The organism is Rhizobium sp. 22-785-1 (assembly GCF_053521965.1).
The window spans coordinates 909,416-924,118 of record NZ_JBNWDI010000001.1; the positions used below are offsets into that span (position 1 = coordinate 909,416).

At 58.5% G+C, this 14,703-nt stretch carries 13 protein-coding genes; 6 read left to right on the top strand and 7 right to left on the bottom strand.

From position 1 onward, the window contains the following. Positions 1–56 precede the first annotated feature (56 nt). From ACQZ5M_RS04290 to ACQZ5M_RS04305, 4 genes are all read left to right on the top strand, one after another. A complete protein-coding gene (locus ACQZ5M_RS04290) occupies positions 57–1,091 on the top strand; it encodes a glutamine synthetase beta-grasp domain-containing protein (protein ID WP_449079144.1) in 1,035 nt (344 codons plus the stop codon). Between the two features lie 217 nt (positions 1,092–1,308). Further along, positions 1,309–4,704, top strand: coding sequence for a hybrid sensor histidine kinase/response regulator (locus ACQZ5M_RS04295; protein ID WP_449079145.1), 3,396 nt, complete (start codon positions 1,309–1,311; stop codon positions 4,702–4,704). Then, a complete protein-coding gene (locus ACQZ5M_RS04300) occupies positions 4,701–5,612 on the top strand; it encodes a response regulator (RefSeq protein ID WP_296020129.1) in 912 nt (303 codons plus the stop codon). The genes ACQZ5M_RS04295 and ACQZ5M_RS04300 overlap by 4 nt, the downstream gene beginning before the upstream one ends. Before the next feature lie 154 nt (positions 5,613–5,766). Next, positions 5,767–6,291: an AAA family ATPase gene (locus tag ACQZ5M_RS04305; protein ID WP_449079146.1), complete on the top strand. Its 525-nt coding sequence runs from the start codon at positions 5,767–5,769 to the stop codon at positions 6,289–6,291. A gap of 180 nt (positions 6,292–6,471) precedes the next feature. On the opposite strand, the gene ACQZ5M_RS04310 is transcribed toward ACQZ5M_RS04305, so the two are convergent. From ACQZ5M_RS04310 to ACQZ5M_RS04340, 7 genes are all read right to left on the bottom strand, one after another. Beyond that, positions 6,472–6,708 carry a hypothetical protein gene (locus tag ACQZ5M_RS04310; protein WP_449079147.1) on the bottom strand — a complete coding sequence of 79 codons (237 nt, stop codon included), beginning with the start codon at positions 6,706–6,708 and terminating at the stop codon, positions 6,472–6,474. A gap of 263 nt (positions 6,709–6,971) precedes the next feature. Next, entirely contained in the window at positions 6,972–8,093 is a 1,122-nt protein-coding gene (locus ACQZ5M_RS04315; protein WP_449079148.1) for a branched-chain amino acid ABC transporter substrate-binding protein, read from the bottom strand. Positions 8,094–8,209: 116 nt separating this feature from the next. Further along, positions 8,210–8,563, bottom strand: coding sequence for a DUF6867 family protein (locus ACQZ5M_RS04320; RefSeq protein WP_296096765.1), 354 nt, complete (start codon positions 8,561–8,563; stop codon positions 8,210–8,212). Between the two features lie 253 nt (positions 8,564–8,816). Continuing rightward, positions 8,817–9,542, bottom strand: a complete 726-nt coding sequence (locus ACQZ5M_RS04325; protein ID WP_296020142.1) for an ABC transporter ATP-binding protein — start codon at positions 9,540–9,542, stop codon at positions 8,817–8,819. Next, positions 9,542–10,408 carry an ABC transporter ATP-binding protein gene (locus ACQZ5M_RS04330; protein WP_449079149.1) on the bottom strand — a complete coding sequence of 289 codons (867 nt, stop codon included), beginning with the start codon at positions 10,406–10,408 and terminating at the stop codon, positions 9,542–9,544. The genes ACQZ5M_RS04325 and ACQZ5M_RS04330 overlap by 1 nt, the downstream gene beginning before the upstream one ends. Further along, on the bottom strand, positions 10,408–11,760 hold the full coding sequence (gene livM, locus ACQZ5M_RS04335) for a high-affinity branched-chain amino acid ABC transporter permease LivM (protein ID WP_449079190.1): 1,353 nt from the start codon (positions 11,758–11,760) through the stop codon (positions 10,408–10,410). Before livM ends, ACQZ5M_RS04330 begins: the two co-directional genes overlap by 1 nt. A 46-nt stretch (positions 11,761–11,806) precedes the next feature. Continuing rightward, a complete protein-coding gene (locus ACQZ5M_RS04340) occupies positions 11,807–12,709 on the bottom strand; it encodes a branched-chain amino acid ABC transporter permease (protein WP_296020151.1) in 903 nt (300 codons plus the stop codon). 397 nt (positions 12,710–13,106) lie between these two features. On the opposite strand from ACQZ5M_RS04340, the gene cysQ reads away from it, so the two are divergent. Next, complete coding sequence (gene cysQ / locus ACQZ5M_RS04345; RefSeq protein ID WP_296036349.1) at positions 13,107–13,883, top strand: 3'(2'),5'-bisphosphate nucleotidase CysQ; 777 nt, start codon at positions 13,107–13,109, stop codon at positions 13,881–13,883. Positions 13,884–14,122: 239 nt separating this feature from the next. Beyond that, positions 14,123–14,398 carry a CtrA inhibitor SciP gene (gene sciP, locus ACQZ5M_RS04350; RefSeq protein WP_062426213.1) on the top strand — a complete coding sequence of 92 codons (276 nt, stop codon included), beginning with the start codon at positions 14,123–14,125 and terminating at the stop codon, positions 14,396–14,398. Positions 14,399–14,703 lie beyond the last annotated feature (305 nt).

Below are 14,703 nucleotides of genomic sequence, written 5' to 3' on the forward strand. Positions count from 1 at the left end.
CGGTAACCGGACGAAAACAATCAAGGCTTCGCATCTTAACCCATGAGAGGTTCGTAATGACTAAGTTCAAACTCGAGTACATCTGGCTGGATGGTTACAAGCCGGTAGCAAACCTGCGCGGCAAGACGCAGATCAAGGAATTCGACGAATTCCCGACACTCGAGCAGCTTCCGCTTTGGGGCTTTGACGGCTCCTCCACCATGCAGGCCGAAGGCCACAGCTCTGACTGCGTTCTGAAGCCAGTCGCAATCTACCCTGACCCAGCCCGCACCAACGGCGCGCTCGTCATGTGCGAAGTCATGATGCCGGATGGCGTAACCCCGCATCCGTCCAACAGCCGCGCAACCATCCTCGACGACGAAGGCGCATGGTTCGGCTTCGAGCAGGAATACTTCTTCTATGAAGACGGCCGCCCGCTCGGCTTCCCTGAGCAGGGCTACCCCGCTCCGCAGGGCCCATACTACACAGGCGTCGGCTACAAGAACGTTGGTTCGATCGCTCGCGAAATCGTCGAAGAGCATCTCGACCTCTGCCTCGAAGCAGGCATCAACCACGAAGGCATCAACGCCGAAGTGGCAAAGGGCCAGTGGGAATTCCAGGTTTTCGGCAAGGGCTCCAAGAGTGCCGCCGACCAGATCTGGATCGCTCGCTACCTGCTTCTTCGCCTGTGCGAAAAGTACGGCATCGACGTCGAATTCCACTGCAAGCCGCTCGGCGACACCGACTGGAACGGCTCTGGCATGCACTGCAACTTCTCCACCAAGTTCATGCGTGAAGTTGGCGGCAAGGACTATTTCGAAGCCCTCATGGCTGCCTTCGAAAAGAACTGGAAAGAGCACATCGAGGTTTACGGTCCGGACAACCACCTGCGCCTGACCGGCAAGCACGAAACCGCTCCTTGGAACAAGTTCTCCTACGGCGTTGCAGACCGTGGCGCGTCGATCCGCGTTCCGCACTCCTTCGTCAACAACGGCTATCGTGGTTACCTCGAAGACCGTCGTCCGAACTCCCAGGGCTGCCCATACCAGATCGCTTCCGTCGTTCTGAAGACGATCGCAGAAGTCCCGACGGCAAAGTCGGCTGCTGCCTAATCTAAAACAAGTGGCGTCGCTCGATCCGGGCGACGCCATTTTTCTGTCCGCCGTTGGCGGGCAAGGTGGACTCAACGACCGCGGCGCGCTCGTCATCCTCGGGCTTGACCCGAGGATCCAGGTTTCCATCCGCTGGTGGATGGTCGGGTCAAGCCCGACCATGACGCCGGAGAGAGATACGGACACCAAGCTCTAGTGGAGGCTGTGAAACACTGGCATGGCCGCACGGCAACGCATCATCCCCGTCAGGCGCGAATATAATCGCTGGGTCGCGAACCAGACGCTGGAAGATTACGCGCTGCGATTTACCGCCAAGAGCGCCCGGCAATTCTCCTCGAGCCGCATTTCCCACACCGCCATCGGCGCGATCTCCTTTCTGGCACTGGAAGCCATCGGCGGCGCCATCACCCTCTCCTACGGCACGACCAACGCCTTTTTCGCCATCGTTGCTGCCGCCATCGCCATGTTGCTGGTCGGTCTGCCGATCAGCCGCTACGCCATCCGCCACGGCGTCGATATCGACCTTCTGACGCGCGGTGCAAGCTTCGGCTATATCGGCTCCACCATTACCTCGCTGATCTACGCCGCCTTCACCTTCATGCTCTTTGCGATTGAGGCATCGATCATGTCCGGCGCGCTGGAGCTGGCACTCGGCATACCGCTATGGATCGGCTATATCGTCTCGGCGGTCATGGTCATTCCGCTCGTCACCCATGGCGTGCGTCTCATCAGCAAGTTTCAGATCCTGACGCAGCCCTTCTGGATCGTCCTCAACGTCCTGCCCTTCCTCTTCATCGCCCTGATGGACTGGCAGAAATTCGATCTCTGGCTCGCCTTTTCAGGCATCCACCATGCACCGGCGCCACCCGGAGACACCGCGCCCTTCAACCTCATCGAGTTCGGCGCGGCCTCCGCCGTCATCTTGGCGCTGATGTCGCAGATCGGCGAACAGGTGGACTTTCTGCGCTTCCTGCCGGCCGAAGGTCAGAGCAAGTGGCGCCACAAGTTCGGCGTTTTCCTCGCCGGTGCCGGCTGGGTTCTGGTCGGCGTTCCCAAGCTTCTGGCGGGCTCCTTCCTGGTGGTGCTGACGCTGTCCTCCGGCGTGCCAGTGGATCGTGCCGCCGACCCCTCGCAGATGTATCTGACTGCCTTCGGCTACATGATCCCGAACCACAATGCCGCGCTGATCCTGATGGTGGCCTTCGTCGTCGTGTCGCAGTTGAAGATCAACGTGATGAATGCCTATGCGGGCTCTCTCGCCTGGTCGAACTTCTTCTCGCGGCTCACCCATAGCCATCCGGGCCGCGTCGTCTGGCTGGTCTTCAACGTGGCGATTGCGCTGCTTCTGATGGAGCTTGGTATCTATCGGCTGCTGGAAGAAACGCTGGGCATCTTCTCCATTGTCGCCATGGCCTGGCTCTGCACCATCTCCGCCGATCTCTTCATCAACAAGCCGCTGGGCCTTGCCCCACCCGGCATCGAGTTCAAGCGCGCCCATCTCTACGATATCAATCCCGTCGGCGTCGGTTCCATGGCGCTCTCCGCGACGATCGCACTCACCGCCCATTTCGGTCTGTTCGGCACGCTTGCCGCATCGCTGGCGCCCTATATCACCCTCATCGTCGCCTTCATCGCCTCACCGCTGATCGCCAGGGGAACGGAAGGAAAGTTCTATCTCGCCCGCAAGCCGCGCCAGAGATGGAAGGAGCTTTCCAGCATCACCTGCTCCATCTGTGAGCATCCCTTCGAGCCGGAAGACATGGCCTGGTGCCCCGCCTATGCCGGTCCGATCTGTTCGCTCTGCTGCTCGCTGGACAGCCGCTGCCACGATATGTGCAAACCGAAAGCCCGGCTGAACTACCAGACGGCCCAAGTGGCAAAGACCTTCCTGCCGGAACAGCTGGTTGCGAAGCTCGCTTCACGGCTCGGCCGCTATGCGATCTTCTCAGCGCTGGCCGTTGCGGCGATCGGCGGTATTCTGGGGCTGATCGCCCATCAGGTTGGCACCGGCACGCCGGCGACGGCGGATGTCGTCAATCGCACCATCCTCATCGTCTTCTTCGTCTTTGCGGTCATTGCCGGCATCGTCTGCTGGTTCCTGGTGCTCGCGCATGACAGCCGCGTCGTGGCGGAGGAGGAATCCTCGCGGCAGAACACACTGCTGCTCAAGGAAATCGCCGCCCACCAGAAGACCGACGCCGCCTTGCAAAACGCCAAGGAAACGGCCGAAGCCGCCAACCGCGCCAAGAGCCGCTATGTGGTGGGGCTCAGCCACGAATTGCGCACCCCGCTTAACGCCGTTTTGGGTTACGCTCAGATCCTCGAACGCGACGAGACCATCCCCGCGCCGCGCCAGTCCGCCATCAAGGTCATCCGTCGCTCCGCCGATCACCTCTCCGGGCTGATCGACGGTCTCTTGGATATCTCCAAGATCGAGGCGGGCCGCCTGCAGGTGCAATCCAACGAAATCAACATTCAGGATTTCCTCGACCAGATCGTTGATATGTTCCGCCCGCAGGCGCAAGCCAAGGGGCTGGCCTTCCGCCACGAGCGCGCACGAGGCCTGCCGCAATATGTGCGCAGCGACGAGAAACGCCTGCGCCAGATCCTCGTCAACCTGCTCTCCAATGCCATCAAGTTCACCGACGAAGGCACTGTCAGCTTCGACGTGACCTATCGCAGCCAGGTCGCCACCTTCACCGTCACCGACACCGGGCGCGGTATTGCGGAAAAGGATCTCGCCCGCATCTACGAGCCCTTCCAGCGTGGCGAGGCTGAAATCATCAAGCCCATGCCAGGGCTCGGCCTTGGCCTCACCATCACCCAGCTTCTCACCAATACGCTGGGTGGCGAGATTTCTGTCGAGAGCCAGAAGGACGTCGGCTCGACCTTCCGGGTGCGGCTGATGCTCTCCTCGGTCGACAGGCCTAGCACGGCACTCGCGCCGGAAAAGAAAATCGTTTCCTATGCCGGTCCACGCCGCACCGTCGTCGTCGTCGACGACAATGAGGATCACCGCGACCTGATGATGGAGGTGCTCTCGCCGCTCGATTTCGTCGTGCTGACGGCGCAAAGCGGGCCGGACTGCCTGGCGCTGATGGAAGCGATGCAGCCGGATGCCTTCCTCATCGATATCTCCATGCCGGGCATGAGCGGCTGGCAGCTGGTCGACAGGCTGCGTGACGCAGGCCAGACCGCTCCCATCATCATGCTTTCGGCCAATATCGGCGACACGGCCATCATCGGTGCGGGTACGGATGGCCATAATGATGCGCTGGCAAAGCCCGTGGATATCCGCAAGCTCTGCGATCGGCTTGCCGTGCATCTTGGCCTGCAATGGGTCTACGACACCGATCTGCCGACGGTGAACCTCTCCGCGAAGGGGGAGAAACCGAGCGCGATCCGCCCACCGGAGCCAGTCCATTTGCAGGATTTGCTAGCGCTTGGCGAAATAGGCTATATTCGTGGCATAGAGGCGAAGCTCGACACTCTTGCCGCTCAACCGGAAAATCTGGCCTTCACCGAAGAGGCACGCCGCTTCGTCCGCGCCTTCGATCTCGCCGGCTATGCCGATTATCTAAACAGTTTTAACGCAAGCAAGGGGCACGGATGAATAGACCATTGCAGCCCCGCGATATCGTCCTTCTGGTCGATGACAGCCCGGAAGCGCTGGGCTTCCTTACCGAGGCTCTGGAACAGTCCGGTTTCTCGGTGCTGATCGCAACCTCCGGTCAGGCGGCTCTGAACATTGTCGAGCGCGTCACGCCCGATCTCATCCTTCTCGATGCCGTCATGCCGGGGCTCGATGGTTTTGAGACCTGCCTGCGCCTGAAGGCCAACGCTGCCGTGGCGCAGGTGCCGGTCATCTTCATGACGGGCCTTACCGAAACCGAACATGTGGTGCGCGCGCTCGAATGCGGCGGTGTGGATTACCTCAGCAAGCCGATCAACATCGACGAGCTTCGCGCCAGACTGCGGGTCCACCTCTCCAACGCGAGATCTGCCCAAAGCGCCCGCGTGGCGCTGGACGCCGCCGGTCGCCACCTGCTGGCGGTGCGCGCCGATGGGACGATCCTCTGGTCGACACCGCAGGCCACCCGCCTCATCAATGCCGCAACCGGCAGCAATGATGGCCTCGACATCGTGTCGCGCACTATCGGCGACTGGATGGCCCAGACGAGCGCCCGCGACACGCCACTCGTCATCACCCATGCCGAGCGCCCCTCACTGCAATTCACCTTTTTGGGCGCAGTCGGCGCCGACGAGTATCTCTTCCGCCTGACCACCACCAACGAGAAATCCGGCGACGCTCTTCTGCGCGACCGCTTCTCGCTGACCACACGAGAGTCGGAGGTGCTGGTCTGGATCGCCAAGGGCAAATCCAACCGCGATATCGGCGAGATTCTTGGCCTCTCGGCCCGCACGGTCAACAAGCATCTGGAACAGATCTACGTCAAACTCGGCGTCGAAAATCGCGCTTCGGCAGCCGTCAAGGCGGCCCATGTGCTGCACGATAGTTGAGACTGGCCCCGGTCGGCATCTCGACTTTCTCTCGGAGTGACAGCAACTCATCTGCAAGCCTGACCGCTTCATCACAGCGTCATGCACGGCTGCGAAGCGCCGCCTATGTGGGCGTGCTTGCGTGGGGCGACACCGATTCTAAAGGAGGACTAACATGGAGAAGCTCATCATTCTCTCGGGCTGCTCTGGAGGCGGCAAATCCACACTGCTCTCACAACTTTCAAACCGTGGTTTTGCCACAGTGGAAGAGCCGGGCCGACGGGTTGTCGAAAAACAGTTGAAAGCGGGAAGCACCGCCCTCCCCTGGCTCGATCTCAAAGCGTTCCTTGAGCAGGCGATCGCGTTGGCTAAACAGGACTACGACGCAGCGTGTGAACGTTCCGGCGTCTCGATATTCGACCGCAGCCTCATCGACGCCGCTTCCGCGCTACGAACTCTCTCAGACTGGCACTGGTACGAGAGGCTACGGACCGAGTTTCGCTATCACACACAGGTGTTCCTGACGCCTCCCTGGCCCGAAATATACGTGACCGATAACGAACGTCGCCACAGGTTCGAGGAGGCACTGGAAGAGTATCAGCGGCTGTGTCGCGACTACAAGGATCTGGGATACGACGTCGTCATCTTACCCAAGACGAATATTGAGGAACGGGTAGATTTCATGCTGAGTGGGCTTTGAGATACTGCGACAAGCTGAAAGAAATTCTTCCCTGGGGAAGGAAGGCGCTCACATGCTGCTGCGTTGAGCCGAAGCATGAAATTAAAGAAGGCGGAACGATCGCCGCCTACCCTAGTATTTTTCTTAAAACGCGCCTGTTTCCCCTCCGACACGCATCGGAAGGGAGAACAGACAAAGCCATTAACGGCAGACGCGGGTCTTGCGAACGATGATCTCACCGTGGCGGCGGATGCGTTCCTTCTTGACGAAGCAATCGCGCGGCACATGGCGGTAATGGCGCGGGCGGTACTCTTCGCGGACAGGCTCGCGCATGACGCGCTGCGTCGTCGTCACGGTGACGGTTTCGGCAAAGGATGGCGCCGTAACCGAAAAGAACGTCGCAGCGGCGAGGACTGCGGAAACAAGAAGCTTTTTCATTCATGAACTCCTGAATTGAGGCTGCTGAAAACGTCGTGCGTCGCGGCCAGTTCCGCCCACTTTCACTTTTTTCTAATTTATTGTGATCGAAGATAGAGAAAGCGGGCTTTCGCTTCGCATTGTCCGTTTTCTGTCCAGAACCGACCGTCGGGACGTCCCGAGAAAGCTGGGCTTTCGGGCGGGAACCGACCTTCCGACTAGCAAGAACGTAAAAAGCCCGGCATCGCTGCCGGGCTTCATTAATCTGAAATCTGCAGAACGGCTTACATGCCCTGCTGGAAGTAGCTGTACTTGCCGTCTGGGCCCTTCTTCCATTCGTACATGACGTAACCTGGAAGCTTCGGGTCGCCCTTCTCATCAAAGGAGATGTCGCCAAGAACAGTCTTGAAAGAACCCTTCTTCAGTGCTGCAGCAATGGCTTCAGCGTCGGTGGTGGAGGCAGCAGCCTTCGCGCCTTCAGCAATCACCTGAACGGCGGCGTAGGAGTAAAGCGTGTAAGCTTCAGGATTGAAGCCAGCAGCCTTGAACTTCTCGACCAGTTCCTTGTTTTCAGGGCGCAGGGTCGGGTCAGGACCGAAGGTGTTCAGCGTGCCTTCAACAGCGTCGCCCGCAATAGAAGCCAGTTCGTTGGAGACGATACCGTCACCGGAAACGAGCTTGGCCTTGAGGCCCTGGTCCTTTGCCTGACGGATGATCAGGCCGGCTTCGGTGTGGAGGCCACCCCAATAGATGACGGAAACGCCGGCTTCCTTCATCTTGGCGATGAGGGCGGAGAAATCCTTGTCGCCAACATTGACGCCTTCATAGATGACTTCCTTCACGCCAGCGGCGTTGGCAGCCTTCTTGGTTTCATCGGCAAGGCCCTGACCGTAGGGGGTCTTGTCGTGGATGATGGCGACCTTGGCATCCTTGAAGTGGTCTGCGAGGTACTTGCCGGCAATGCCGCCCTGCTGGTCGTCACGGCCGCAGGTGCGGAAGGTGTTCCACAGGCCGCGCTCGGTGAAAACCGGGTTGGTGGCAGCAGGCGTCACTTCGAGAATGCCGTTTTCGGCATAGACTTCAGATGCCGGAATGGAAACGCCGGAGTTGAAGTGACCGACGACGAACTTCACGCCATCGGCTGCGAACTTGTTGGCAACAGAGATGCCCTGCTTGGGGTCGGACACATCGTCACCGAGAACGATCTTGATCTTCTCGCCATTGATACCGCCGGCCGCGTTGATGTCCGCTGCGGCCTGTTCTGCACCCTTCTGGAGCTGAGCGCCGAAAGCAGCGTTCGGGCCAGTCAACGGACCACCGACGCCGATGAGGACATCGGCCCATGCCGAACCGCTGAACGCGACCATTGCGGTCAGCGCAACTGCGGAAAGAAGAGACTTCTTCATTATGTTACTCCCAGTTCCTTTGATTGGGTTGATTTTCTTGACCTGTCCAGCACCCAAATTAACTGTCCAGGCTGTTCCACTCAGGAGGGAATTCTGATTTCAGAAAAACCCGTCTGTCAATGTTTCTTCTTATAGGAAAATGCCGAGGTCCGGTCATAAAGCCAGTAGTAGTTATCGACCATCTGGCGCGTGCGACGGATGCGGAAACCAGCCGTCGCGAAGGCGAGCAGAACCACGACATCGATTAGATAGTAGAAGCCGTTCAGCAAGGGACCGGCAAAGAGCGCGTAGTGCAGAAAGCGCATGACGCAGCCCAGAAGCAGTGCGTAAATCACCACCTGCCAGTAGTTGCCCCAGCCTTCCGCCACGGACTTGCCGGTGCGCCAGGCTGTCCAGAAGCCGAGAAGAACGACAAGCGCACGCAAGACATAGCGAACGCCATTATCGGTTTCGAAAAAAAGGCCCTGCATATTTTCCCCAATCAGCGCCGCCGACGAAATCGCGAACGACCCTGTTTTCCGTTTTCGCTCGACCGTTTTCCGGCAAGCTTTATTGTTTGTTTTTGCTCCGCCAAACCAGCTAGGCAGTCTGACAGGCTTTTAGCAGATTTGCGCCCAACGCCTTCGAAAGCAAGCACTTTTTCATGGGCAACGGCACAAAATCATAAAATTTTTGCGCTTTGTCAAAGCACGGGGACCGGAGATCCCCGCACAGTTTTCACCGTCAGTGACGACCGCCTTCGAGATAGGCTGCGCGCACTTCGGGGTTGGCAAGAAGCTCCTTGCCGGAACCGCTCATCGTCACCTTGCCATTGACCATGACGTAAGCGCGGTCCGAAAGCTTGAGGGCGGCAAAAGCATTCTGCTCGACGAGGAAGACGGTCAGCCCCTCTTCCTGGTTGAGCTTCTTGATCGCCTCGAAGATACCCTTGACGATCAGAGGAGCCAGACCGAGCGATGGCTCGTCCAGTAGCAGAAGCTTTGGACGCGACATCAGCGCGCGGCCGATGGACAGCATCTGCTGCTCGCCGCCCGAAAGCGTTCCGCCGCGCTGGCTTTGTCGCTCCTTGAGACGAGGGAACATCGTGAAGACCTTCTCGACGTCTTCCTTGAAGTATTTCAGGTTGTCGAGATTGGCGCCCATCTGCAGATTTTCCAGCACCGACATGCGCGGGAAAATCCGGCGTCCTTCGGGAGACTGGGCGATGCGCTTGCGCGCAATCATATGCGTCGGCACACGGGTAATGTCCTCGCCGTCGAAGATGATTTCACCATGGCGGGCCTGTGGCGCGCCGCAGATCGTCATCATCAGCGTCGACTTGCCAGCACCATTGGCGCCGATGAGAGAGACGATCTCGCCCTTCTTCACCTCGACGTCCACGCCAGCAAGAGCGCGGATATTGCCGTAATAAGTTTCAACGCCTTGAATTTTCAGGAGAGTGTCAGACATCAGACGGCTCCCCCGTTGAGTTCTTCTGCAATCACGTCTTCCACTTCATCATCCTCGACACCCAGATAGGCGGCGATGACCTTTGGATCGTTCTTCACATGATCCGGCGTACCGTCGGAAATCTTCTGCCCATATTCGAGCACCACGACGTGGTCGGAGATTTCCATGACGACCGACATGTCATGTTCGATCAGGAGCAACGAAGTTCCCTCGTCACGAATGCTGCGCAACAGGGTGTTGAGCGCCAACGATTCCTTAGGGTTGAGACCGGCGGCGGGTTCGTCGAGGCAAAGAAGTTCAGGCTCGGTACACATGGCGCGGGCAATTTCCAGACGCCGCTGCGCGCCATAGGAAAGATCGCCCGCCGGATCGTCGGCACGATCGATGAGATCGGCCTTCTCCAACCAGTATTTGGCCTTGTCGATCGATGCTTCTGCCGCATGCGTATAGGCGGGAAGACCGAGCAGGCCGAGGATGGTGTAGCCCGACGCCTTCATGAGCTTGTTGTGCTGGGCCACCAGCAGGTTTTCCAAAACCGTCAGGCCTGAAAACAGCCGGATGTTCTGGAAGGTACGAGCGACCTTGGCCTTCTTGGTGACTTCGAAGTCCGGCAACCGCTCGAGCAGGTGCTCCTCGCCATTGCTGCGCACCATGGTGATCATCCCCATCGTCGGTTTGTAGAAACCGGTGATGCAGTTGAACACGGTGGTCTTGCCAGCGCCGTTCGGGCCGATCAGCGCGGTGATATCGCCGCGCTTCACGTCGAAGGAGAGGTCGTTGATCGCCATCAGACCGCCGAAGCGCATCGACAGATGTTCGACCTTCAGGATGGTATTCTTGTTCATCGCAGTGTTTCCGGACGCCATCAGCCGTGACCTTCCTTGGTGAAGCTGCCGGAGACAGACTTGCGTTTTTTCAGGAAGGCCGTGGGTTCGCGCGAGCCGACGAAGCCGCGCGGTTTGAACAGCATGACGATGACCATCGCTAGGCCGAAGAGCAGCATGCGGTAGAGTTCAGGCGTGAAATCCGGGCCGAAGACATGCTTCAGGAATTCCATTTCACGCAGAAGCTCGGTACCGCCGACCATGACGACTGCAGCAATAGCAATACCGGTCAGCGAGCCCATGCCGCCGAGAACGACGATCGCCAGAATAACCGCCGATTCCAGGAAGACGAAGCTTTCCGGAGACACGAAGCCCTGGCGCGCAGCAAAGAAGGAGCCTGCAAAGCCGCCGAACATCGCACCCGTTGCGAATGCGGTAAGCTTGGTCTTGACCGTATCGATACCGAGCGAGCGGCAGGCGATTTCGTCCTCGCGCAGCGCTTCCCAGGCACGACCGATCGGCATGCGACGCAGCTTGATGGTGACGTAGGCCGTCAGCATGCACAGAAGCAGGATCACGTAGAAGAGGAAGATCTTGTAGTAACCCGACGACATCGGCAGGCCGAAAGCCTTGGTGAAGTTGTTCGGCGCCCCGACATCGAAAGACCAGATGCCGAACACCGATGCCTTGGCAATGCCGGAGATCCCGAAGGTGCCTCGCGTCACGTCCGTCCAGTTCAGAAGCACAAGACGGATGATTTCGCCGAAAGCAAGTGTGACGATGGCGAGATAGTCACCGCGCAGGCGCAGCACCGGAAAGCCGAGAATGACGCCCCAGAAGGCGGCAAGGATACCCGCAAGCGGCAGAAGCACCCAGAAGGACAGACCAAAATAGCTGGAGAGCAGCGCGTAGGAATAGGCACCGACTGCATAGAAGGCGACATAGCCGAGATCGAGCAGACCGGCCAGACCGACGACGATGTTCAGACCCCAGGCCAGCATCACATAGATGAGAATCTGGATGCCGAAATTGTCGACGAAGATCAGCGAGCCCTGAGCGCCTTTGAAGTAGACGGCAACGAGGGGATAGGCCAGCAGAAAAACCAGCGCGATCTTCAGGAAATGCTTGTGGAAAAAATTCTTTTCCTCGGAGATTTCCAGAATGCCAGCCTTGGACTTGGCGAGCTTGCGGCGGTCGAGATGCGGCTCGATGACACCGACCACGATGAAGCGACCGACGGCGGCAATTGCGACGAAGATCGCCAGAAGCCCCCAGCGCGTGCCCCAGACCAACTGATTGTTGATATCCTGATAGGTGACGATGCCGACATAAAGAAGGAACATGCCAAGCGAGACGAAGCCGGCAATGATGGCCTCCTTCACCGCTCTGGCCATGACGTTCTTCTCGGCGGCGTTGTCGGAAGGAATATTTGCCATATGCTTAAACCTTCTCGACTTCCGGACGGCCCAGAATGCCAGTCGGCTTGAATATCAGCACGAAGGCCAGGATGCCGAAGGCGGCAACGTCCTTGTAGGCGATGGAGAAATACGCCGACCAGAGCGACTCGATCAGACCGATCAGCAGACCGCCGAGAACGGCACCCGGAAGCGAACCGATGCCGCCCAGAACCGCGGCCGTGAAGGCCTTGACGCCGGGGATGAAGCCGTCATTGAACGAGGCGACGCCGTAATACATCAGGTACATCGTACCGGCGACGGCAGCGAGCGCGGCGCCCATAACGAAGGTGACGGAGATCGTCCGGTCGACGTCGACGCCGAGCAATGCCGCCATCTTGCGGTCCTGCTCCGTGGCGCGCTGCGCACGGCCAAGCGGTGTCTTGTTGACGATGTACCAGAAGGCGAACAGCAGAACCGATGTGATCGCCACGATCAACAACTGCTTCAGCGAAATGGTGATCGCGCCAAAATGATAGGTATCGGTCACCATAGGCGGGATCGGCTTGTTGCGCGGACCCTGCGTGACCTGGATGAAGTTGGACAGCACGATCGACATGCCGATCGCCGTGATCAGCGGCGCGAGGCGGAAAGAGCCACGCAGCGGACGATAGGCCACGCGCTCGATCGCCCAGTTCCACAGGCCCGTCACCAGCATCGCAACGACCATCATCACCAACAGAAGGAGGGCGACTGGAAGGCCTGCAATGAAGGAGGTGAGAATGAGAAAGACGATCAGCGCGGCAAAGCCGCCAAGCATGAAGATATCGCCGTGGGCGAAGTTGATCATGCCGATGATGCCGTAGACCATCGTGTAGCCAATAGCGATGAGGCCGTAGATCGATCCAAGAGTCAGCCCGTTGATGAGCTGCTGGATAAAATACTCCATATTTTTCCCCTGGACACGTTCTCGAATAGGAACGCGTCTCGTTTATGTTGCTTCATGAGGGCTCTCATTGCCGTTTTTTGTCCCTCTTGACGCAAACCCTTATCGCGTTCGTTAAAAATGTGAAGCCAAAAAGGTGGAAATATGCACAAAAAATGATGTTCACTCGTGGATTGCCACAATCGGCATCAAAAAGTTCATGAAAGCGGCAGACAGGCCCGAAAATTTAAGCGCGCAGAACGTCCTGCTTGCCCCCAAATAGATATATTTGACCATAACCGTCTTCCGGCGTAACCAACGCTTTGCAGATAATGCGTAGAGTAACGACGCTCTCGAATATCTAAGCGCAAACCAATTGCGGCCACTATAGTCTGACGGGATCGGGCTCGAAGGATTGAAGATGCTGGAAAGTCTGATCGCAGCGGCGTTAAGCGCCGGCAGGGAAATCATGGCGGTTCATGCCGCAGGTCCGCACGTTACCTATAAGAATGATTGCTCGCCCGTGACCGAGGCGGATCAGCGCGCCGAAGACATCATTCTCTCGGCTCTTGCGCGCGACTATCGCGATATCCCCGTGGTCGCGGAAGAAGCCGCAACGACCGGCCATGTGCCTGAAGTCGATAGCGATTTCTTTCTCGTCGATCCGCTGGACGGCACCAAGGAATTCATTTCCGGCAAACAAGATTTCACTGTCAACATCGCACTTATTCGAAGCGGCAAACCGGTAATCGGCGTGGTCTATGCGCCAGCGCTCGGTGTCGCCTGGACGGGTGAAGGCGAAAGAGCGCGCAAGCTGTTCATCTCGGGCGACTTCGAACCGGCATCGAACCACTCCATTCGCTGCCGCGCCAAACCTGCCCTGCCCGTTGCGGTGATCAGCCGTTCGCACTGCACCCCGAAGACGGAGGCTTTCGTCGCGGACAACGGTCTGATCGACAGCATCTCGATCGGTTCCTCGCTGAAGTTCTGCATGTTGGCGGAAGGCGCTGCCGATGTTTATCCGCGCTTCAGCCGCACCATGATGTGGGACACAGCGGCCGGTGATGCGGTGCTGCGCGCGGCAGGCGGCATCACTCTCGATATGGCGGGCCTTCCGCTGCGCTACGAGATCGACCGCAGCAATGACGATATGCTCGCCAATCCCGACTTCATCGCCTGGGGCGCCCCTCCCCGATAAGGGGATGGACGTCTCACTACGATCGGCAAGAGCAATAAAAACGCGCCCCGCGCAAAATAATTTTGGGCGTCCGGACAGCGCCAAAGCGCCCATTTTTGGGCTGATGTTTCGCAAAACACGAACAAACCCGGCGAAATCATTCAAATTGTTAAAAAATTCTCTCCAACTGCTTAGGTAATTTTTAAAGGTACCTCCCTAAAGTGCGCAGCATATGGTCTTGAGTTTGTGTAGAGTGTCCAATGACCGAAATGATACGCCCACGAGTTAAATATGTCATCGGCCCCGATGGCAGCCCCCTGACGATTGCCGATCTGCCGCCCGCCGACACACGTCGATGGGTCATCCGCCGAAAGGCCGAAGTCGTCGCCGCCGTGCGCGGGGGTCTTCTGAGCCTTGAGGAGGCCTGTGAACGTTATACGCTGACAGTGGAGGAATTCCTGTCCTGGCAGTCTTCGATTGCCGATCATGGCCTTGCTGGCCTGCGCACCACGCGGATTCAGCAGTACCGCCACTAGACGTTTCGGCACGGGCGCACTTCTTTGCGTCCTGCCAATCCGGATCAGGCGTCATCCCATCCCGTGAACACGGGACGGTGTGACGCCGTTTTCGTTTTTGGGAGTGCCGTTTACCCGCCATGCGAAAAGGTCTGCGAGCTTCACAGGCGCTTTGCCACGCCGGCGTCAGGTAACACCTCCCCCTCCCGCGCTTCCTATGCAGTCGTAACCGTCTAACGTCGCACATATGCGCTCATGAGCACCTCTTCGGGCCAAGGAGGCGCAATCAAATCATCCGCACCGGCGCAGCAATGACGACGGCATAG

Bases quoted from the DNA above. Each gene is read 5' to 3' on its own strand.
- livM (WP_449079190.1), bottom strand. From the start codon at position 11,760: ATGGCCAGAGCGGTGAAGGAGGCCATCATTGCCGGCTTCGTCTCGCTT.
- sciP (WP_062426213.1), top strand. From the start codon at position 14,123: ATGACCGAAATGATACGCCCACGAGTTAAATATGTCATCGGCCCCGAT.
- ACQZ5M_RS04320 (WP_296096765.1), bottom strand. From the start codon at position 8,563: ATGCAGGGCCTTTTTTTCGAAACCGATAATGGCGTTCGCTATGTCTTG.
- ACQZ5M_RS04295 (WP_449079145.1), top strand. From the start codon at position 1,309: ATGGCCGCACGGCAACGCATCATCCCCGTCAGGCGCGAATATAATCGC.
- ACQZ5M_RS04305 (WP_449079146.1), top strand. From the start codon at position 5,767: ATGGAGAAGCTCATCATTCTCTCGGGCTGCTCTGGAGGCGGCAAATCC.
- ACQZ5M_RS04290 (WP_449079144.1), top strand. From the start codon at position 57: ATGACTAAGTTCAAACTCGAGTACATCTGGCTGGATGGTTACAAGCCG.
- cysQ (WP_296036349.1), top strand. From the start codon at position 13,107: ATGCTGGAAAGTCTGATCGCAGCGGCGTTAAGCGCCGGCAGGGAAATC.
- ACQZ5M_RS04325 (WP_296020142.1), bottom strand. From the start codon at position 9,542: ATGTCTGACACTCTCCTGAAAATTCAAGGCGTTGAAACTTATTACGGC.
- ACQZ5M_RS04300 (WP_296020129.1), top strand. From the start codon at position 4,701: ATGAATAGACCATTGCAGCCCCGCGATATCGTCCTTCTGGTCGATGAC.
- ACQZ5M_RS04315 (WP_449079148.1), bottom strand. From the start codon at position 8,093: ATGAAGAAGTCTCTTCTTTCCGCAGTTGCGCTGACCGCAATGGTCGCG.
- ACQZ5M_RS04340 (WP_296020151.1), bottom strand. From the start codon at position 12,709: ATGGAGTATTTTATCCAGCAGCTCATCAACGGGCTGACTCTTGGATCG.
- ACQZ5M_RS04330 (WP_449079149.1), bottom strand. From the start codon at position 10,408: ATGGCGTCCGGAAACACTGCGATGAACAAGAATACCATCCTGAAGGTC.
- ACQZ5M_RS04310 (WP_449079147.1), bottom strand. From the start codon at position 6,708: ATGAAAAAGCTTCTTGTTTCCGCAGTCCTCGCCGCTGCGACGTTCTTT.